Origin of the sequence: Ekhidna sp. (assembly GCF_963691765.1) — a bacterium.
Classification (GTDB): Bacteria; Bacteroidota; Bacteroidia; order Cytophagales; family Cyclobacteriaceae; genus Ekhidna.
On sequence record NZ_OY829375.1, the window covers coordinates 2,176,999 to 2,197,022 of the forward strand.

A 20,024-nucleotide genomic window follows, 5' to 3' on the forward strand; every position below is an offset into this window, starting at 1 on the left:
TGTAGCTACAAAAAAGAGAGCTTTGATGGGTGGTCTTGATGGACTAAAAAACGTCAAATGAGTTACTTGTTTTTTTCATGGGCATAAACCAACTCGCCGAGTTCATCCAGAAAAGGGAGTCCTACTTCTTCGTATTCATAAATGCCGTCATTATATATATGATTTTTATTAACATGAATGACTGCCGCTAAGAAAAAAGAAATATCATTTTCTGAGTCTTCAATGTATGCGACATCAAGTAAGTATCCATATGCCCACCCTACTTTGTTTAATATCTTAATGTTTGCTGGAATGCTGCCATTCTTATCATCACCTGCGATTAGAAATTTCACATAGTTGTCCGGCAAGGTGTCATAAGGATGAGGCATGTCTTTAGGTAATAATTCCATACTTTCCCTTATAAAGTCACTTGTCTTAGTAGAAAAATCGAATGGGTTATTTTCTCCAATTAGATCAGGCCTGATAGCCATTTCTAGAATAGTTAAAAGCTCTTCGAGCGGAACAAAATTTTTCTTTGAAAAATCAAATGGAGCATTTACCAGATTGCCTAAACTATCAATATATCCTTTTCCCTTAACTTGATCCTGTATATCTACACTTAGCGAGTAAAACTGTTCTGATTCTTCTTTTTCGATTGTTTGCTTTTTAGATAAAACCCTAGACATGCGCTGGTAATCATTTGATTTCGGATTGAAACTAAATGCGCTTTCACTTAGCTGATGAACAATCCTTGTTTGCAGTCCATGATTTGAATAAAGCTCATTGATATAGTCTTTACCTAACCAACCATAAAGTGTATTATAAGCCGTGTTATCACTAATTGTAAAAATTTCTTGAACTAGTGATCTTAGTCTTATCGAATCATTTGCAATAGAATCATAGTGAACATTTCTTGGGTATATCCCTGTGGAATCAATAAGAATAGGATCTTCAAATGACATGTTTAATTCTTCCGCTTTTTTCAAGGCAGCAAAAGCAACTGGCATCTTGACTGTACTGGCGGGGTAGAAAAATTTCTGCTTATCAACTGAATACGTGTGATGAATGATGGAGTCATTCACAATCTCTCCATAAATGATTTGTATTTCGTGAGATGGATTGGTTAATGCGGAGTTAAAATCTGCAGAACCTGTTTTTAAGATTTCATTAAGAGGATCCTCCACATTGGTGCAGGCAATTAGTATTGACCCGATAAGTAATGAGCGTAGCAATTTTTGCATGATTGATTAGGTTTCAGCTATTACTAATTTACCACTGACATAATTAATCTCCTTGTACTACTGTCGATTCCGTTGATTAATTAACTTTCGTATCATGCCTCAGTCATTGGATATTTGGAGTGTACTCATAATTGTAAGCCTTTCACATAGCTTTTTTGTGATCAATTTGATTTTCGCGAAAAAGAACCACAGGGAATCGCATGGCAAATGGCTACTTGGTTTGATGGTTGTTTTATTGTGGTTGCAATTGGAATTCCTTGCTATAAGGTGGCCGTATGATGTTGGTTTTTCTGGATTTTATGGTACGCGCTTTGGATCGTGGATCGCAATTGGTCCATTATTTTATGGATACATTCTGACGGTTACTGGAGTGAAAATCAAGAAGACCTATTTCTTTTGGTCTGCTCCATTTTTAGTGTTTACGATTCTTATTCCCATCCTTTTTCAGGACCTGTTGACCTTCCGTCAAGTACACTATGGCATGCTTACTCCTTTTGATAGTTGGCCAGATCAGATTAGCTGGATTCAATATTTGTATTCCTCAATCTTCATTTTTCAATTCATCTACTTGTTTTATTTTTTGCTAAAATCCAAGGCTGCTATTGGTATTTATCGAGGCAAATTGGAAAAGACCAGATCATCCATCGATGAAGAGAGTATTAAATGGCTGAATGTTATGTGGATTGGTATGGTCATGATTTGGGTACTGGTAGTAGGTTTTTTGATCCTACTTTTTTACACTGAGATCTATAGAAGGCATATGGACTACATCTATGTTTTGCCATCTTCAATTTTGATTTACCTTCTTTCATACAGACTAGCTGGAGTTAAGTGGGAGCGTGATGAAGAACCAGTTAAATATGAAAAAAGCGGGTTGAAATCAGAGGAGGCAGAGAAATACAAGGATCAAATTCATCAGGTGATCTTAAATGAGCAACTGTATTTAGTAAAGGGTCTAAAGCTTCAAGATTTGGCTGAGAAATTGGATCTCAATAGCCATCAACTTTCGCAGTTAATAAACCAGTACCTCAATACGACATTTTTTGATCTGATTAATGCTTACCGTGTGAGAGAAGCAAAAGAACGGATTCAAAACAATCCAGAATACACGCTCTTACAGATTGCTTATGATTCTGGATTTAACAACAAAACTTCTTTTGTAAATGCCTTCAAAAGATTCGAGGGCACAACACCGTCCAGATACATGAAAAACTCTGCCTAATTCGGCAATCCCGATTAGCATTGTCGAAATTGGATCTTACACTGCATAGTCTTGAATCAAAAAAACTATGAAAACTAGATTCAAGACGCTCTTGTTAATTTTTACCATTCTAGGAACGATTCCTTCATTTTCTCAGACCTACGTTGTTGATGCCGGACACTCTTCTTTCCAATCAAAAGTTATTCGCTTTGGTGTGGTGCCCGTAGTTGGAAGATTTAAAGATGTAAGCGGTACGATAACCTATGATGAAAATGACCTTTCCAAAACCAGTGCATCAATCACGATTAAAGTTGATAGCTACGATGCGAATAGTGTTGGTGGTGAGGAGGCAGTGAAAAGTGATGCTTTCCTAAATGCATCAGCATATCCTGAGATTCGATTTGAATTAAATTCTTTAGCAGGAACAGATGGTAATTATGTGGCAAAGGGAATGTTGGAAATTCATGGAGTGAAGAAACAAATTGAATGTCCAATAAGTATCGTCGGTCCATCTATCGATCTCCCGACCAGAAAGCAATCAGTAGGTTTCATGGGAGCCTTGACTATCGATCGGACGGAATTTGAAGTTGGTAAAGAAATGAAATTACCGAATGGAATGGTGATTATTGACAATGCTGTCAATATAGATTTTGTCATCCTTGGTATAGCGCAATAGAAATCCAATGAAGTGGTTTTCCATTTGGGTCATTGGCCTGGTTGCTTTTCAAATTCAATCTTTAGAAAATGCTGCGGTTACTTTTAAAGTTGCCCACATGGGCGTTTTGAAAGTAGAAGGGAAGCTCGATGATGTAAAAGGAGAAATCACTAGGATTTCTGATCAAGAATGGAGCATAGTTGGTGAAGTTGATCCAAGTAGTATCTCTACAGGTAATTCGACTAGAGATGAAACCATTCTAGGTGAGCAATACCTTAATATTGAAGACTATCCAGCTATCCCATTTGAAGTGAGAGTAAGAAAAGACGGAGAGAAGTACTTTGCCAACATTGATCTTCAACTGAGGGGAATTGAAATGGCGTTAGCGGGTTCATTGTATGAAAAGGGTCTTAGACTGGTATCGGAACCAATCATTTTCAAGCGTAGTGAAGTTGGGTTGGATTTCGGACTAATGGATTCATTAATTGGCGATGAAATCACGATCGTAATCAAGTCAGGAATTGCATTCGACGATTTGGACTGAATAAAAAAACCCACTCGAATTGAGTGGGTTTTTACTTTGATTTCTATTGAAAACGAACTTAGCTTAAGCTCAATTCGATGCTTCTATTCACAAAGTCTGTTAAGTCTTTGCCTTCCAGCATACCTTGAGAGAGTAAAGCCAAGTCATATGATTGCTTTGCTAGTTTTTGCTTGTCTTCATCGGAACCTGCCTCCATGATCTTCTTCGTCATTGCATGGTTAGCATTGACAGCTACTGATAAGGTCATTGGCATGTCTCCAAACATCATAGGTCCACCGCCTGTTGCCTGCATGTCCTTCATTCTTCTGATAAATTCAGGAAGCGTAATAGTAACAGGCATGTCATCTGTAGCCATTGGCTGTACACTCACACTATTGTTCTTATCATTGATTGCTTTTTCAAAGATTTCCTTTAGTGTCTCTTGTTCCTTATCCGAGAGTACAGATTCTTTCTTTTCGTCTTTGTCAATCAACTTATCAATGACATCTGCATCTACACGTTGTAGTTGGAACTTCTCATTCTTCTGCTCCAAATGATTGATGAAGTGCGGATCGATCGGACCAGAAAGTTCAATTACATCGTAGCTTCTTTTTTGAGCAGTCTCGATGTATCCGTGTTGCTTGTCTTTGTTTGTGGTATAAAGGGCAACTACATTCTCGTCCTTATTGGTTTGATTGGCTTCAATGTGTTTCTTGTACTCTTCAATGGTGAAGTGCTTGTCTTCAATATTTTTGAGTAAAACAAAATCTTTAGCCTTCTCATCAAACTTCTCTTCAGAGATCATTCCGTACTTCACAAATACACCAATGTCCTCCCACTTCTCTTCATAACCCTTGCGATCGTTTTTGTAAAGCTCAGCCAGTTTGTCTGCTACTTTCTTGGTGATGTATCCATTGATTTTCTTCACATTCGAATCCGACTGCAAATAGCTCCTAGATACATTTAGTGGAATGTCTGGAGAATCAATCACACCATGTAGAAGTTGCAAGAACTCTGGTACGATGTCTTTCACTTCATCCGTAATGAATACCTGACGAGAGTACAATTGAATTTTGTTCTTCTGCAGATCGAAATCCTTTTTCAGTTTAGGGAAATACAGTACTCCGGTAAGATTGAAAGGATAATCTACATTCAAGTGAATCCAGAATAGCGGATCCTCACTAAACGGATATAGCGTTTTGTAGAAATCTAGATAGTCTTGATCTTTTAGTTCGCTCGGAGACTTTGTCCAGATAGGATCAGTATTGTTGATGATATTGTCTTCCTTGACAGTTTTATACTTCGTATTTCCGTCTTTGTCTTCCCCATCTTCAACACTCTTGTCTTTCTGGCCGAATTTGATTTGGACAGGTAAGAACTTGGAGTATTTATCCAAAATACCCTGAAGTCTGTGCTCATCAAGAAACTCCTCGGAGTCTTCGGCTACATGGAGGATGATATCCGTTCCTCTGGTTTTTCTAGATCCTTTTTTGATTTCAAAATCTGTTTCTCCGGTACAGATCCACTTAGCTGCTTCCGATCCATCTTGGTGGGAAAGTGTATCGATCTCTACTTTCTGCGCAATCATAAATGCTGAGTAAAATCCAAGTCCAAAATGACCGATGATTTGCTGATTATCGGCTTTGTCTTTGTATTTCTCTACAAACTCAGTAGCTCCAGAGAATGCAATCTGGTTGATATATTTTTTAATTTCATCAGCAGTCATTCCGATTCCTTTGTCGGAAATGGTGATGGTCTTTTTGTCTTTGTCGAATGACACTTCGACAGCCAAATCACCCAGCTCTCCAATGTATTCTCCAAGAGAAGCTAGCTGCTTGATTTTTTGTGTTGCATCTACTGCATTAGAAACCAACTCACGAAGAAAGATTTCGTGATCGGAATAAAGGAATTTTTTAATGATCGGAAAGATATTTTCCGTGTGTATCGAGATTGTGCCTTTCTCTGCCATTGTCTGATTACAATTTTTTGTTGTTATTCAGACGGCATTACTCAAATACTATTCCAGAGGTAAAAAACTGACAGGATGACAGCCCACGTAGTGGGCGTAGTTAGTCAACTTCCTTTATTGTGTATTTTATTGAATCTAATACATCATCTCCATTTATATCCTCTTCCGCTGAAGACAAAACTCCATTTTCATACCACTTTACAGAAATTGTATCACCGTTTCGCATTTGGACTTGAGATAATAACTTATTGCCATCATTCAAATAACTATATCTAGTTTTTTCTGAGGTATTATCCCATTTTTTATTTATTTCGATTACTCTCGATAGTGAATCATATACGTAGTCAGTCTCTGAATTTGAGTTGGACACTGACTTTATTATTTTTCCTCCCTTCAATAAATAGTAGAAATCATTTGATCTTTTACTAGGCGAATAGGAAGAGTCGTGTGGCGGAAAATCTATGCTGTTTGAATAAGAAGTTTTTCGAAAGATTGTATCTCCCTGTAATTCATAATCAATTCTAACATTACTCTTATGATCTGAATCATGATAAAGTCTTTGAATAAAGTTATTTGTGTCGTAGGTAAAAATGGTTAAAGGGAATCTCCAAATTCTATTGTGTCTGGTCCTTATCAATCTACCTTTCGAATCATAGATTAAACTATCAAAAAACTGCCTTCCAGTATCTAAACATATAATTTGCCGTGCCTTACCAGTCATGGAGGCGTGTTCAGGATTTGGAAATTTAGGAATTATCACCTCAATCTTTTCTTCAGTAAGGGAACAAGAAGCGAAAACCAGAATCAGAAAAAAGAATCGGATCATTTATCTTATACGATCCGCACTTCTCACCAGTTGCTCGTCTTTTCGTATGAATCGATTAGCTAAGAAGTTGTTGAGCATAGCAACGATGGGTAAATAGAATCCAATTAAAAAAGTACCCTGAACTGCAGGATCAAAAAGCTGATTGGCTTTGCTTGTATACAAATAAGTTCCAACCAATGTTGCTGCAGTAATTAATGAGAATAGTGCGTTTAATTTCACTTGCGTCATTCGATTTTTGTATCGAGTAATCGAGAACAGCATCACGATTGCAGCAGCGACAGCTCCAATTGACAGAAGGAATGTATTTTGAGTTCCCAACAGAACTTCTTTTGCCTCAGTATCGATTTGTTTGTATTCCAATTTGAACGCATCCATGATCGCATACTCTCTTTGTTCGGCTTCAAATTGCCGATCTGATTTTTCCCAAATTGGGAAGAATAGCATAAGTATCATCGCAATAGCTGCGATAGTCATAAAGATGGTTTGTACTCTTTGAAGCATATCAGTAAAATTTCTATTTGTGCTTTTGCTCGGCAAATATCCGTGGAATTATCTGTCAAATGGAAGTAATCCTGCAAATTTGTCTTCGTGAGGTATTTCATGGACATCAGCTATAAAGGCACCAACTTCAGTGGATGGCAGATTCAACCCAATGGTATTACTGTCCAAGAGGAGATTGAAAAAGCGCTTTCTACCATTCTACAAAAAGAGATTTCAATAGTGGGAAGCGGAAGAACAGATGCTGGTGTGCATGCTAAACAACAGATAGCACATTTTGATGTTGACAACATAGATCCAGAAAAACTAGCGCTCAAGCTGAATTCATTTCTATCTGATGATATTTCTATTAACAGTGTCATTCCTGTTAAGGATGATGTTAGTGCAAGGTTTGAGGCGTCATCAAGAAAATATCATTATCACATTCACCAAACTAAGTCACCTTTTAAAATCGGTCAGTCTTACTATTTTCGTCCTGCTCTTGAGATTGACAAAATCAATAAGGCATGTGAAATAATAAAAGATTGGAAGAACTTTGAATGCTTCAGTAAGGTTCATACGGAAGTTAACCACTTCAATTGTGACATCTTTGATGCCAAATGGACACAGAATGAATCAGATCATCTGTTTGAAATCACTGCCAATCGATTTTTGAGGGGAATGGTTCGAGCGATTGTTGGAACCTTGTTGGACGTGGGATTGAACAAAACATCACTAGAGGAGTTAAAGGGTATTTTGGAAAGCAATGATCGAGGCAAGGCGGGAAGAGCTGTTCCAGCTGAAGGATTGTACTTACAAGAAGTGAATTATCCAAAAGACATCTATTTAAACTGATACATTGGAAAAAGAAAAGGCGAGCGGAAATATTGTAGACCTAAAGGTTTTAAAACGGTTATTCGTTTTTGCTAAACCTTACATAGGAGTTTTCTATTTTTTAGTTTTTCTAACCGTAGCCTTGAGTGTTACGGGACCTTTGCGTCCATTCATCATTCAAAAAGCCATTGATAATAACGTTGCACAAGGCGATTATCCCGGCCTTGTCAATATGATTATTTTGTTGATTGGGCTTCTAGTAACGCAAGCAATCATTCAATACCTCCATACTTTTTATTCTGGATGGTTAGGGCAAAACATAATCAAGGATATTCGAATCAAGCTCTACAGACATATTCAGAGTTTGAAGCTCACCTTTTTCGACAAGACTCCAATTGGTAGACTCGTCACAAGAAACGTATCTGACATAGAGACATTGGCAGAGGTGTTCAGTACTGGTATTGCCGGGATTATCGCCGATGTAATGCAGCTATTAGTAATCCTAGGATTCATGTTTTCAATGAATTGGTCGCTCACTTTAGTGAGTTTGTCTTTACTGCCGGTCTTGATTTTTGCCACTTACATATTCAAGGAGAAAATAAAAGTGGCTTTCAATGAAGTTCGGGCGGCTGTATCTAACCTAAACTCATTTGTCCAGGAACATATCACTGGCATGAACATCGTTCAGATCTTTAACAGTGAAAAGCGAGAATTTGAAAAATTTCAAGAGATCAATAAAGAGCATAGAAAAGCGAACATTAGGTCGGTACTATATTATGCCGTTTACTTTCCAGTTTCGGAAGTAATTCAAGCTGCAGGTATCGGACTGATTGTATGGTATGGAGGAGGTCAGTTGATTCAAAGCGAGGTTAAAGCTGGAGAGTTAATTGCATTCATCTTGTTCTTGCAGATGTTCTTCAGGCCTATTCGGATGATTGCAGATCGATTTAATACCCTTCAAATGGGGATTGTTTCTTCAAATCGAATCTTGGATTTATTAGATAATGATGAGCATATTCAGGACGATGGGACGTATTCTCCAGAGCATGTAAATGGTGATGTCAGGTTTGATGATGTGTCCTTTGCTTATGTAAAGGATGAGTATGTACTTAAAAACATTTCATTCGAAGTAAAAGCCGGTGAGACAATAGCTTTGGTAGGTGCTACAGGGGCCGGCAAGTCCTCCGTGATCAACCTTTTGAGTAGGTTTTATGAGATAAATTCGGGGAATATCTATGTTGATGAAAAGGATGTTCGAGCGTATAATTTATCCAACCTAAGAAACCACATCGCAGTTGTTCTTCAAGATGTATTCTTATTCTCCGACACAATTCTGAATAACATAACCCTTCGCAACCCCGATATTCCATTAGAGAAAGTGAAGGAGGCAGCAGAAATGGTTGGAGCTTTACCATTCATTGAAAAGCTTCCAGGAGGTTTTGATTACAATGTAATGGAGCGTGGAGCTACTTTATCTGTTGGACAAAGACAGCTAATTTCCTTTGTTCGAGCGATGGTTTATGATCCTAAAGTGATCGTCTTAGACGAAGCTACTTCTTCCGTTGATACTGAGACAGAGGAGCTTATTCAAGCTGCGATACAAAAGATGATGTTTGGACGTACCTCAATTGTGATTGCGCACCGTCTCTCTACTGTACAAAATGCAAATCAGATATTAGTTTTAGAAAAAGGCGAGATTGTAGAACAGGGTAGCCACGAAGACCTCCTTGAGAAAAATGGATACTACGCTCAGCTGCATCAAATGCAGTATAAAGAAGTAGCTAAGGCAGTCTGAGAACAATCCTATATTTGAGTTATGAAGCGAGCAAAGCAACTCTACCTGGCCATCATCATTCTATGTCTTCTAATAATCGCTTGGAGCACATATTATACACTTGGTGGATTTGATCCAGTAGAAGTTTATGTGATGAAGGGGGCTGAGCGTACTGTAATAGGCAAAGAATATATAGAAAAGTATCGCTATTCGGAGTTTAGCCAACGGATAGAAGAGGCTAAAATGGAAGTAGATTCGGGTAAACTAAAGGGGATGCTTACAGTGATTTTTTTTCAAAATGATACCATAGGATCAGATTCAGTTCACTACTTTATTGGCGCATCTAAGGAAGAGATAAAAGATGTTCTTCGCTTACCTGCTGGTTACACTTACAAGGAGTTTAAAACAGATAAGATCTTCAAAGTTTTTATGACTCAGCATGTACTTGTGAGGCCAACACCAGAAGAAGTTGGTGAATTGGTGCAGATAAAGGCAATAGAGGAAGGTGCTGTATTACAGCCATTCTCGTTTGAATTGTATTATCCGGATCGAAGTTTTAGCGTTGAGTATTGGTCGAGGTAATTTAGACCAGCTCTTCCCCGGCAAGCTGTTTATCATGGAGTTCTTTGTATGCTCCACCACTTTTCATTAGCTCGCTATGTGTGCCTTGCTCGATGATTTTGCCGTCATCCAACATAACCACTTTATCTGCAAGTTTTGCAGAAGATACCCTATGGGAAATAATTATTGAAGTGCGGCCTTTCATGATTCGTTGCATCGCATTCAGAATTGCATTCTCTGTTTTCGTATCTACAGCAGATAGTGCGTCATCGAGAATCAGAATTTTAGGAGATCGCGCGATGGCACGAGCAATGGATACACGTTGTTTTTGTCCGCCAGAAAGAGTAATTCCTCTTTCTCCAAGCTGCGTTTGAAATCCATCTTTGAAGTCGAGGATATTCGTCAATACGTCGGCATCAGCAGCTGCACGCTCTATTTCTTCCTTGCTCATCTGTCTGTTTCCAAAAGAGATGTTATTCTCTATTGTATCAGAAAAAAGGAAAACATCTTGCGGTACATATCCTATCTGACTTCTAAGTGAAGAGATGTTATAGTCCTGAACATTGATAGCATCAACTGAAAGTTCGCCATTGTCAATATCGTAAAGACGGCAGACCATATTGGCTATGGTACTTTTGCCTGATCCAGTGGTACCCACTATTGCTATAGACTCCCCAGGTAAAACTTCAAAAGATATGTTTTTCAAAGCCTGGATGCCAGAATCTGGATATGTGAAATTGACATCCTTAAAGACAATTCGACCCTCAATTTCTCTTTCAATATCTTTTTCAGATACAATATCAGTTTTCGTGCTTAAGAACTCATTTATTCTTCGCTGCGATGCAGCCGCTCGTTGAATGATCGAAGTAATCCAGCCCAATGCTGTGACAGGCCACGTGAGCATATTAACATAAATGATAAACTCTGCGATGTTTCCTGTGCTAACTTCTCCATTAAATACCTGAATGGATCCGACCCATACTGTTAGGATGACACTGAGACCAATCAATCCCATAATCAAAGGCATAAACAGGGCTTGGACAAACGCCAATTTCAGTGATTTATCCCTATAGTCTACACTCTCAGTTTCGAAATTTTTCGCTACTTCTTCTTCTCGAACAAATGCCTTGATAACTCTAATTCCGGAAAATGCCTCTTGGACGTATGTTGAAAGACCGGAAAGACTTTCCTGAATTTCTGTAGAACGTTTATTGATGATGTTACTGACAAAGTAAATACTGACTGATAGGATTGGGAGCGGTAAAAGCGAATACAATGTCAGAGAAGGATTGATAGAGATCATGAATGGAATCACCATCAAGAACAGTGTGAATAAGTTGATTCCGTACATGATAGCCGGACCTACATACATCCTGACTTTGCTGACATCCTCAGAAATTCTGGCCATCAGGTCTCCGGTATTGTTTTTTCTGTAAAAACTTAATGGCAAGGATTGGTAATGCTCATAGATTTCATTTTTCAAATCATATTCTATTCTTCTTGACATCACAATAATTGTTTGCCGCATGAAAAATAAAAATACTCCTCTCAATAAGGCAGAAATAAGAATCAAGGCGGCAAGTATTATCACACTAGAGCCGATGATTCCCACGGTATCAGATTGTAATTCAAAGCCTTCAAAATCTGAAAAAATATCGTAGCTACGCTGCAAAACATCGAAAGCATAGCGGACAATTACTGCTGGAACAATAGCGAAAAAATTTGCAATAATGATGAATAAGGCACCGAAAATTAGGTGAAACTTATACTTGAGCAAATATTTATTTAGGTAACCTAGGTCTTTCACAAAATTTTATAAATGCTTGATAGCCAATGTGTTTAGTTAAAATGAGATATTTTTGTGTCCCCTTTTTATACCAGTGCAACCCACACTGGTGAGAGAAGGTTTAAAATTAGAATAAAGTTCATTACAATGGTAGAAACACAACCCGAAGTAAAATCGAACAGCGTGTTCGATCAAATGGCAAGCCTTGATCACGAGCAAGTGGTTTTTTGTAGAGATGAGCAGACAGGTTTAAAGGCAATCATTGCTATTCACAATACCGTTCTTGGCCCCTCAATGGGCGGTACCCGAATGTGGAACTATGCTTCTGACGAAGAAGCGCTAAACGATGTTTTAAGACTTTCTAGAGGCATGACCTTTAAATCCGCTCTTGCTGGATTAAATATAGGTGGTGGAAAAGCTGTCATTATTGGCGATGCCAGGAAAATGAAAAATGAGTCACTAATGCGTCGGTTTGGAAAGTTTGTGAATAGTCTCAACGGGAAATACTATACCGCAGAGGATATGAACATTAGCATGCGTGATATTGAATATATGAGCATGGAAACTCCATATGTGGTCGGTAAACCTCAGTACATGGGAGGTTCGGGTGATCCAAGTCCAATGACTGCTTATGGTGTTTATATGGGGATGAAGGCAGGAGCAAAGAAAGCTTACGGTCTTGATTCTCTTGGTGGTAAGAATATCTTAGTACAAGGAGCTGGCCAAGTTGGAAAATATTTAGTAGATCACCTTATTGAGGAAAATGCGAACGTATTCATCGCAGATATTTTTGATGATAAAATCAAAGCTATCACTGACAAGCACACTAAAGTTTCTGTTGTAGATCCAAATAAGGTATTTCAGATGGAAATGGATATTTACGCACCATGTGCAATGGGCGCTACGCTAAATGACGATTCTATTCCTGAGCTTAAATGTGCTGTGGTTGCTGGTGCAGCAAACAATCAGCTCGCTAACGAGGAGAAACATAGTGCAATGTTGAACGATCATGGGATAGTGTACGCACCAGACTTTTTGATTAATTCTGGAGGCATCGCCAATGTTTATCACGAATACCTTGGCAACTACAATAAAGATCGTGTTATGGCTTCAACTGAGCATATTTACGATGTTTGCTTGGATGTTTTGAATCATGCAGAAGAAAATAAATTAGGGTCTCACGAGGCAGCATTAGAACTTGCGCTTAAAAGAATCGATCAGGTAGGAAAAGTAAAGCTTGGAGAATAAGAAATAATCGAGCAACTTCAGCTTCCAAAAGAGGAGACTGTAAAATTTTGAAATAAGGTACTAGTCAAAAGAAAATGCTAAATAGAAGGATACTCAGGGTAAAAGCAATGCAAGCATTGTATGGACACTTTACAGCAGTAGAGTCTCTAAGAGAAGTGAAAAGAAATGAACTTGAGGAGCTTCACGCTTTGGATCCTGCAAAACATGATTTTGCAGATAAAGCACTTTTTGAAGAGCGCAAGAAGCAAGCGGCCAAGCTATTCAATGATAATATATTGAATAGCAAAGTTGAAAATGCTGGAGGTGCAGAGCAAGAGGTGATTGACAATGTGAATGAGGCATTAGATAAGTACAACGACCTTGTGTCCAAGGAGTCTAGAGCGCGTAAGAACGAAATGATGAAAGAGGCTCAACGATTGCAAGACACATACATCAAATTGCTATTGTTACCTATCGAAATTGAGCAGCGCGAAAAACTTGATAGTGAGAAAGAGGATAAAGCTTACATCACAAAAGACAAAAAAGTTTATCCGTTCATTGGAAACGAACTAATTGCGCAATTAAAGGATTCGGAACTCCTTCAAAAGGAATCTGCTCGATCTAGTGTGTCATGGGACAACGAACATGATGAAATAAAGACTTGGTACCGAGACCAAATTCGCTCTGCTGAGTCTCTCCAACATTTTTTTGGAGGAGAGAAGGTTGCTGATTTACCGGAGAATGATATAGTACTTGAGCTATTCAAAAGAGTGATATTCAAAAATGAAACCATCTCATCTTTTCTAGAGAGTGCTCATTTGCACTGGGCAGAAAATCAGCCAATTGTAAAAAGCATGGTTGTGAAGACCATCAAAGGACTGCAAGACGGTGAGGGCCTTGAACTTGCAGAGCTTACAAAAAATGGGGATGAGGATTTTAAATTCTTAGAAAGACTTTTTGTTGATACAATCAAGCAAAATGACTTTTTAGAAGAGATTATCCAGAGCAAAACGATGAACTGGGATGTTGATCGGATTGCACTAACCGATCGTGTCATTCTTAAGATTGCATTGGTAGAGATGATGAACTCTCCAAGCATTCCGGTTAAGGTAACTATCAATGAAGCAATAGAAATTTCTAAGATGTACAGCACGCCTAAAAGCAAACAATTTGTAAACGGCGTTTTGGATGTACTTTCAAACGAGCTAACTTCGAGTGGTAAAATTCGTAAGAGCGGTAGAGGTCTAATAGATAATAAATAAACACAAAACATCATGAGTAAGTCAGGTGGTTCTTTTTTTGCATTTCTTTTAGGAGTAGTCACAGGAGGCGTATTAGGCATATTATATGCTCCAGACAAAGGCACAAATACACGAGATAAGTTGACTTATCAGCTTGATAAGCTTAAGAAGCAATTGGAAGGTTTCGTGAAGGATGTAACTGATGGCAAAGACGTATTTGACAATGATGCCAAGAATCAAGGTGAGAAAATTGTTAAGGACGCAAAAGACAAAGCCGAACGTCTACTGGATGACGTAAATGGTTTAATTAGTCAGATTAAGAAAAACTAAACACCTCATTAACATTTCATTAGGAAGATTGAAACTGAATGTTCCTTAGATTTGTATTCCTTTAAAATTTAGTAGAGTAGTGAAATGAGCATGGCATTCGACATGCGATTTCCGTGTGAAATTAAAATAAACGAGTAAACACATGAAAATAGCAAAGATCTTACTAGGAGTGATTGTGGCAGCTGGAATGGTTGGCTGTGGCAATAGTGAATTAGAATCTAGAATTACAAAGTTGGAAGGAAAAGTAGCTGCCCTTGAAGGTAAGGGTGGTGTAGCAAGAGCTAATCCAACTGCGCAGCCGATAGCTGTAAACAACCCAACACCAGCAGCGGCTACGCCGGCTACAAAGCCTGAAGGACCTCTTCCAGCGATTCAGTTCGAAGAAAAACTTCACGATTTTGGTACAATCAAAGATGGTGATGTTGTAGAGCACGTATTCTCATTTGTAAACAATGGAGAGGCACCACTTATTATATCGGATGCGAAAGCTACATGCGGATGTACAGTGCCAGAATGGCCAAAGACTCCTATCGCTGTTGGCGAAGCAGGACAAATCAAAGTTAGATTCAACAGTAAAAACAAGCCAGGTGTTCAAACTAAGACTGTAACGCTTACAACTAACACGTGGCCAACTACACAAAGAGTACAGATTAAAGCGAACGTTGTGAAGGAGGGGCAGTAATTCCCACTTTGCACTTCAATTTTTATTAACATTGCCCCTGATTTCCAATTTGGAATGTCAGGGGTTTTTTTATTTGAATTTACAACATGAACACAGTTTTACTACAAGCAGGAGGAGGCAGCGATTTCACCTCGTTTCTACCAATAATAGGTATGATTGCTATCTTCTATTTCTTTTTCATTCGTCCACAACAGCGAAAGCAAAAGGAAACTAAGAAATACTTAGAGGAAATTAAGAAGGGAGAAATGGTGGTTACCGTAGGTGGTATTCACGGTAAAATCGTAGAGGTATCAGACACTACTGTCCTCGTCGATGTGGATAGAGGTACTAAATTACTAGTAGAAAAAGCATCCATATCGCTGGAAGCGAGCAAAAGGCTCAATGACAATAGCGAGAAGAAAGAAAAATAACAATATAGTCTAATGGGTATGCCCAAGATTTTAGGAAACTGGAAGGTAGTGTTGCTCTCATTTTTGGGAGCCACTACCTTTTGGTTTTTTAGTGCTTTGGGTAAAGACTATAATTATCGCATCGAATATCCAATAGAATTTGTTTACAATAAGGATAGTCTTGTTGCTATCAAACCGCTACCTGAATACGTTGATATTGATGTGTCTGGTGGAGGTTGGGACCTTTTTCGGGACTCTTTTTGGTTTGGCAGTGATCCAATTGTTATAGAGCTGGACAATCCGGCAGCAATAAGATACCTCACTAGACCAACGATATTGCCAATAGTTTCAGATCAGCTCAATGAATTTCGAATCAACTTTTTATTTACGGATACACTCTATATTGACATAGACAGAAAGGTATCTCGTAAAATAGATTTGCGTGTCGATTCATTGCAAATAAGTATGGATCAGGACTATCGAATGATATCGTCCATTTCTTTGAATCCTGATACTGCTCTTATTTATGGCCCTTCCAGTTTTATAGATACCCTTGGTAAGGAGTATAGTGTTTATCTGGATGCTGAAGATATAGATAAGAACTTTTATCGCTTTGTTAAATTGGGTCTTCCAGATGGTTGGGATATTTATTCTACACCGCCAACAGTTAATGTCAAGTTTGAAGTGGATCGCTTTGATCAACTGGAGATGGCTACTGTAGTAGAGCTTCAAAATTTCCCTGAAGATTCTTCCGTCTATGTGACTGATCCCAATATTACGGTTCGCTTTGTGGTACAACAGGAATTGAAGGAAGAGTACTTTTCTGAAGATTTCAAAGTAGTGGTAGACTACAATCTTGTAAATGAAAATGATTCAATTGCGCCAGCAATCGTCATTTATCATCCTGAAAATATTATTGAGGTAGAAACTATCCCGGACTCTTTGTCTATCACTTATGGAAAATAAGCCTCCCATAATAGGTGTGACAGGGGGAATAGGCTCAGGAAAATCTACAGTATGTAAAATTCTTGAATCGCTTGGCGCGATTACCTATTATGCTGACGATAGGGCAAAGTGGCTGATGGTTAATAATCAAAAGTTGGTAGATGGTGTAAAAAATCTATTTGGTTCGGAGGCCTACACAGACACTGGCTTGGATAGAAAATTTATTGCGCAGAAAGCCTTTAAAGATGATACCTTGTTGAACAAACTCAATCAGTTGGTACACCCCGTAGTAGCTGATGATCTTAAAAACTGGATTCAAACCAATCAAAAATCACCGCTACTTTTAAAGGAGGCAGCGTTATTATTCGAAACTGGGTCTTATAAATCTCTTGATAGGACAATCCTTGTAACTGCACCAGAAGAGATTAGAATCGAACGTGTGGTAAAACGCGATGCTCATAGGTCACGCGAGGATGTAAAGAGTATCATTGCAAAGCAAATGAGCGACGAAGAAAAAAGTAGTCTTGCCGATTATGTAGTTGTAAATGATGCTAAGAGTTCTTTGATTCAACAGGTGATGAAATTGTACTCAAGACTAGTCATCACATAAAATCTTATCAAACTCATCTTTGGTATATGCTTTAGAAAGTATCAGCTCACCTTTTTCGCTCACATAGCTTACCACATGAAATCCAGCTTTGTCCAAGTGTTGATCAGCAAAAATTAGGGGATTTTCTTTTGACCCAATATTGAAAATATCGGTGAATTCTGGTTCCAGCAGCTCACCATATCGACTACTCAATAATCCATATTTCCCGTTTTTAACAAACCTGTAAATAGAATGAGTATCACTACTGATTACCGTATTTACACTTTCTATCGGTTCGTAAACCGCTTCTTCTTGTTGATTGATAATCAAAAATTCATTTGAATTTCTGGTTAGGTATGAGGTGTCATTCCACTGCTTGATTTCATCGTAATCAAAAGGTATTACCACTTCTTTCACATGATTTATGACTCCAAATTTTCCATCTTTCTTTGCTAGATAAAATTTTCCAATTCTCTCTATTCTAGCCTCATATTCTGTTTTTATCAATTCATTTATTTGAGGGTCATAGCATCCAATTTTTCCGTCTATCAGAGTTAGAACCAATCCATCTTTCTCATCTATGGTATCAAAAACAGGGTTTAATATCCAATCACCTTTTGCATGTATTAGTCCTTGTTTGCCTTTGACCTGCACTCGGATTAGTGAATCGTTGAGAAAAATAGAATTGTCGAATTTTCCTGAAATGATCTCATTACCAAGTTTGTCATAAATGGTTGTATTAGATCCGTCTATCAAACTCACATATTGGGGTCGGTTTTGGAAAGTCCGAATCTGCCTATCCTCTATAGAAATTTCTTTTCCTGAAGAAAATTGAAGTCTTCCATTTTCACCATCGAAAATAATCGCAACATGCTTACTTAATAGCCTTACTGAGTCGTGCGAAAATGTAGGTGAAAGTCCGTCGTGTTTAGGCACAAGCATCCAATCCTTTTCAGTCTTAAGTGCTAGCCAACCCTCATTTGATTCTAAATATGGAAAGTTCTTATCTATTAGATCTTCCTCGGTTTCATTGTATAACCGAAAACCGTCAGGTGATCTGAGATACCATCCAGACGACTCAGGATATATTTCATAGTTCCCCCAAGGGATTAAAAATTTAAGTGTTGAATCTAATAAACATTCCTTTTCATCACGAAAACCAATTAATGCATTTTCATCTACCAACTCAATGTCATCAAATTTAAATTCAAGCGAAATGCCTCTATCTTCTATTTCATCTAAGATTAGTTCATCTGTGTAAACAGCCAGCCGATTGTTTTTTTCGAAGACCCAGAAAGATTCTAGTTTATATATGTCATCATATATGATCTCCGCGACGAAAAGACCCATAAAGCTTACTAAACCCCACTTATTATCTTTCTTCACCTTTATCCATCGATCATCGATTACTGCTGCCTCATCAATATGATCTTCTAATATTTTAAATCCACTTTTATGATACAGATACCATTTTCCATCTTGAAGTAGCAGGCCTGTATCTTCACTCACACTTCGATAATCACCAGCAGAACTAACAATTACATTACCTCTTTTTGTAAGTAGTTGTCCTGTATTAGAAGTTTTTACAAATACCCAGTCATCTTTTGTAAGGCCACATTTATATAAATCGAGTGTACTTAAGTATTTGTGCGAGATGGTTTTTTCACCATCCCTATCGTAAAATCCGAAAAGTCCATTTTGAATTACGGGATATAATTCAGTCTTGTGAAATGGAGATATCAGATTTAAGGAGTCCTTCAAAGGATGTAGACTGGTGTTGCCTTTGTTAGACTGATAATAAAGGACATCAGCGGCTTTTTTCTTCAGATAAGTATTAGAGGCAAGCCGGATAAAATTCTCATAGTCTTCTTCGGTATGAGATGCTGTTGATGCTTTTAAGATAAATCGCTCAACTTTATTTTTATGTCTTGTCGTTGGGTACTTCGCGTGAAATGACATGAATGCTTCTAAATCACCGGTATTCTCTAAGACGGAGTATCTCATGTCATCGAGGATAGAGTCTGCCTTAAGATTGAATTGTGATGCTGGATGATCTTTGATGTATGCAAGCAGTGCTTCTTGCGTTCTTGCTAATCTAGCGATCCTAAATTCCATACTATCAACTTTATACTTGAGATTACTTTCGTAAATGGAATTTGGAAACCGCTTTTGAAATGAGATAGCACTTGCTATGCTTAAACTATCTAAAGTGTTTTTAAAAGATCGATCTCGCACTTGCTCATGTAAATTCCTTAGTTTTTCGAGGGTAATACCATCTTCGTTTATTTCTTCTATTATATCTGGAGAAGCGTTTTCGAATTTTAATAGCGAGTTTTCTGCTAGAATACGCGCACTGTCCAGATGGTACTTAGCGTATGTGCTATCAAAAAGTATTATGCTATGATAGTAATCAACCCCAGGGTTGGTAGGCTCTTTTTCATAACTTTTAGCGATAAGCTCGAGTGCTTTTTCATACTCTTTCTTCTCTATTGCTTTTTGAATGCGATCTAGCGCTCCAAAAAAAGCAAGATTTAAGATTATCAGATAAAAAGCTATCAGTTTGATCATTATTGGCAAATTAACGCAAGAAGGACGATCTCAGCTAGGTAATTTGTGGACAAAACTTTCAAGAATAAAATCCTGTAGAGTGGCTAAAAAAATGCTATTTATTGGTTATATTAGCTGTCTACATTTACAGGCGAGTAAATTAGGCGGTGATTAGATTCGACGATAAGTCGGATCGAAGTTCGATCCAACCAGCACATTGGGATCGGCTATGGGAGTACAAAGGTGCT

General features: G+C 38.1%; 19 protein-coding genes. 13 read left to right on the forward strand and 6 right to left on the reverse strand.

From position 1 onward, the window contains the following. Window positions 1-62: 62 nt before the first annotated feature. Window positions 63-1,220 carry a serine hydrolase gene (locus ACY650_RS09875; RefSeq protein ID WP_462254246.1) on the reverse strand — a complete coding sequence of 386 codons (1,158 nt, stop codon included), beginning with the start codon at window positions 1,218-1,220 and terminating at the stop codon, window positions 63-65. Window positions 1,221-1,314: 94 nt separating this feature from the next. Between ACY650_RS09875 and ACY650_RS09880 the strand changes: the two genes are divergently transcribed. The 3 genes from ACY650_RS09880 (at window position 1,315) to ACY650_RS09890 (ending at window position 3,620) form a co-directional block, all read left to right on the forward strand. Beyond that, window positions 1,315-2,442 (forward strand): AraC family transcriptional regulator, encoded by a 1,128-nt coding sequence (locus ACY650_RS09880; protein WP_462254248.1) that lies wholly within the window; start codon window positions 1,315-1,317, stop codon window positions 2,440-2,442. Window positions 2,443-2,509: 67 nt separating this feature from the next. Further along, entirely contained in the window at window positions 2,510-3,097 is a 588-nt protein-coding gene (locus ACY650_RS09885; RefSeq protein ID WP_462254250.1) for a YceI family protein, read from the forward strand. A 7-nt stretch (window positions 3,098-3,104) separates the two neighbouring features. Further along, complete coding sequence (locus ACY650_RS09890; RefSeq protein WP_462254252.1) at window positions 3,105-3,620, forward strand: YceI family protein; 516 nt, start codon at window positions 3,105-3,107, stop codon at window positions 3,618-3,620. A gap of 58 nt (window positions 3,621-3,678) precedes the next feature. On the opposite strand, the gene htpG is transcribed toward ACY650_RS09890, so the two are convergent. The 3 genes from htpG to ACY650_RS09905 form a co-directional block, all read right to left on the reverse strand. Next, window positions 3,679-5,568 carry a molecular chaperone HtpG gene (gene htpG / locus ACY650_RS09895; RefSeq protein ID WP_462254254.1) on the reverse strand — a complete coding sequence of 630 codons (1,890 nt, stop codon included), beginning with the start codon at window positions 5,566-5,568 and terminating at the stop codon, window positions 3,679-3,681. A 100-nt stretch (window positions 5,569-5,668) separates the two neighbouring features. Then, on the reverse strand, window positions 5,669-6,394 hold the full coding sequence (locus ACY650_RS09900; protein ID WP_462254256.1) for a hypothetical protein: 726 nt from the start codon (window positions 6,392-6,394) through the stop codon (window positions 5,669-5,671). Continuing rightward, window positions 6,395-6,895, reverse strand: coding sequence for a DUF4293 domain-containing protein (locus ACY650_RS09905; RefSeq protein WP_462254258.1), 501 nt, complete (start codon window positions 6,893-6,895; stop codon window positions 6,395-6,397). Window positions 6,896-6,982: 87 nt separating this feature from the next. Between ACY650_RS09905 and truA the strand changes: the two genes are divergently transcribed. Genes truA through ACY650_RS09920 form a run of 3 tightly spaced genes read left to right on the forward strand, consistent with a single transcriptional unit; the run spans window position 6,983 to window position 10,061 of the window. After that, window positions 6,983-7,726: a tRNA pseudouridine(38-40) synthase TruA gene (gene truA, locus ACY650_RS09910; RefSeq protein WP_462254260.1), complete on the forward strand. Its 744-nt coding sequence runs from the start codon at window positions 6,983-6,985 to the stop codon at window positions 7,724-7,726. A gap of 4 nt (window positions 7,727-7,730) precedes the next feature. Beyond that, entirely contained in the window at window positions 7,731-9,500 is a 1,770-nt protein-coding gene (locus ACY650_RS09915) for an ABC transporter ATP-binding protein (RefSeq protein WP_462254262.1), read from the forward strand. 21 nt (window positions 9,501-9,521) lie between these two features. Continuing rightward, complete coding sequence (locus ACY650_RS09920; protein ID WP_462254264.1) at window positions 9,522-10,061, forward strand: hypothetical protein; 540 nt, start codon at window positions 9,522-9,524, stop codon at window positions 10,059-10,061. A 1-nt stretch (window position 10,062) separates the two neighbouring features. On the opposite strand, the gene ACY650_RS09925 is transcribed toward ACY650_RS09920, so the two are convergent. Continuing rightward, entirely contained in the window at window positions 10,063-11,847 is a 1,785-nt protein-coding gene (locus ACY650_RS09925) for an ABC transporter ATP-binding protein (protein ID WP_462254266.1), read from the reverse strand. 126 nt (window positions 11,848-11,973) lie between these two features. Here ACY650_RS09925 and ACY650_RS09930 point away from each other — a divergent pair, with 126 nt between their 5' ends. From ACY650_RS09930 to coaE, 7 genes are all read left to right on the forward strand, one after another. Then, window positions 11,974-13,074, forward strand: a complete 1,101-nt coding sequence (locus ACY650_RS09930; RefSeq protein ID WP_462254268.1) for a Glu/Leu/Phe/Val family dehydrogenase — start codon at window positions 11,974-11,976, stop codon at window positions 13,072-13,074. A 74-nt stretch (window positions 13,075-13,148) separates the two neighbouring features. Further along, window positions 13,149-14,315, forward strand: a complete 1,167-nt coding sequence (gene nusB, locus ACY650_RS09935; protein ID WP_462254270.1) for a transcription antitermination factor NusB — start codon at window positions 13,149-13,151, stop codon at window positions 14,313-14,315. Window positions 14,316-14,327: 12 nt separating this feature from the next. Further along, a complete protein-coding gene (locus ACY650_RS09940; protein WP_462254272.1) occupies window positions 14,328-14,624 on the forward strand; it encodes a YtxH domain-containing protein in 297 nt (98 codons plus the stop codon). A gap of 142 nt (window positions 14,625-14,766) precedes the next feature. Beyond that, entirely contained in the window at window positions 14,767-15,306 is a 540-nt protein-coding gene (locus tag ACY650_RS09945; protein WP_462254274.1) for a DUF1573 domain-containing protein, read from the forward strand. Window positions 15,307-15,392: 86 nt separating this feature from the next. Continuing rightward, entirely contained in the window at window positions 15,393-15,716 is a 324-nt protein-coding gene (gene yajC, locus ACY650_RS09950) for a preprotein translocase subunit YajC (RefSeq protein ID WP_462254276.1), read from the forward strand. An 18-nt stretch (window positions 15,717-15,734) separates the two neighbouring features. Beyond that, window positions 15,735-16,661 carry a YbbR-like domain-containing protein gene (locus ACY650_RS09955; RefSeq protein ID WP_462254278.1) on the forward strand — a complete coding sequence of 309 codons (927 nt, stop codon included), beginning with the start codon at window positions 15,735-15,737 and terminating at the stop codon, window positions 16,659-16,661. Continuing rightward, window positions 16,651-17,250, forward strand: coding sequence for a dephospho-CoA kinase (coaE, locus tag ACY650_RS09960; protein ID WP_462254280.1), 600 nt, complete (start codon window positions 16,651-16,653; stop codon window positions 17,248-17,250). The genes ACY650_RS09955 and coaE overlap by 11 nt, the downstream gene beginning before the upstream one ends. On the opposite strand, the gene ACY650_RS09965 is transcribed toward coaE, so the two are convergent. Next, a complete protein-coding gene (locus ACY650_RS09965; protein WP_462254282.1) occupies window positions 17,236-19,797 on the reverse strand; it encodes a WG repeat-containing protein in 2,562 nt (853 codons plus the stop codon). The genes coaE and ACY650_RS09965 overlap by 15 nt on opposite strands. Window positions 19,798-20,024 lie beyond the last annotated feature (227 nt).

Bases quoted from the DNA above. Each gene is read 5' to 3' on its own strand.
- coaE (WP_462254280.1), top strand. From the start codon at position 16,651: ATGGAAAATAAGCCTCCCATAATAGGTGTGACAGGGGGAATAGGCTCA.
- ACY650_RS09890 (WP_462254252.1), top strand. From the start codon at position 3,105: ATGAAGTGGTTTTCCATTTGGGTCATTGGCCTGGTTGCTTTTCAAATT.
- ACY650_RS09875 (WP_462254246.1), bottom strand. From the start codon at position 1,220: ATGCAAAAATTGCTACGCTCATTACTTATCGGGTCAATACTAATTGCC.
- ACY650_RS09940 (WP_462254272.1), top strand. From the start codon at position 14,328: ATGAGTAAGTCAGGTGGTTCTTTTTTTGCATTTCTTTTAGGAGTAGTC.
- ACY650_RS09930 (WP_462254268.1), top strand. From the start codon at position 11,974: ATGGTAGAAACACAACCCGAAGTAAAATCGAACAGCGTGTTCGATCAA.
- ACY650_RS09900 (WP_462254256.1), bottom strand. From the start codon at position 6,394: ATGATCCGATTCTTTTTTCTGATTCTGGTTTTCGCTTCTTGTTCCCTT.
- ACY650_RS09965 (WP_462254282.1), bottom strand. From the start codon at position 19,797: ATGATCAAACTGATAGCTTTTTATCTGATAATCTTAAATCTTGCTTTT.
- nusB (WP_462254270.1), top strand. From the start codon at position 13,149: ATGCTAAATAGAAGGATACTCAGGGTAAAAGCAATGCAAGCATTGTAT.
- ACY650_RS09905 (WP_462254258.1), bottom strand. From the start codon at position 6,895: ATGCTTCAAAGAGTACAAACCATCTTTATGACTATCGCAGCTATTGCG.
- ACY650_RS09885 (WP_462254250.1), top strand. From the start codon at position 2,510: ATGAAAACTAGATTCAAGACGCTCTTGTTAATTTTTACCATTCTAGGA.
- ACY650_RS09880 (WP_462254248.1), top strand. From the start codon at position 1,315: ATGCCTCAGTCATTGGATATTTGGAGTGTACTCATAATTGTAAGCCTT.
- yajC (WP_462254276.1), top strand. From the start codon at position 15,393: ATGAACACAGTTTTACTACAAGCAGGAGGAGGCAGCGATTTCACCTCG.
- ACY650_RS09955 (WP_462254278.1), top strand. From the start codon at position 15,735: ATGCCCAAGATTTTAGGAAACTGGAAGGTAGTGTTGCTCTCATTTTTG.
- ACY650_RS09920 (WP_462254264.1), top strand. From the start codon at position 9,522: ATGAAGCGAGCAAAGCAACTCTACCTGGCCATCATCATTCTATGTCTT.
- htpG (WP_462254254.1), bottom strand. From the start codon at position 5,568: ATGGCAGAGAAAGGCACAATCTCGATACACACGGAAAATATCTTTCCG.
- ACY650_RS09945 (WP_462254274.1), top strand. From the start codon at position 14,767: ATGAAAATAGCAAAGATCTTACTAGGAGTGATTGTGGCAGCTGGAATG.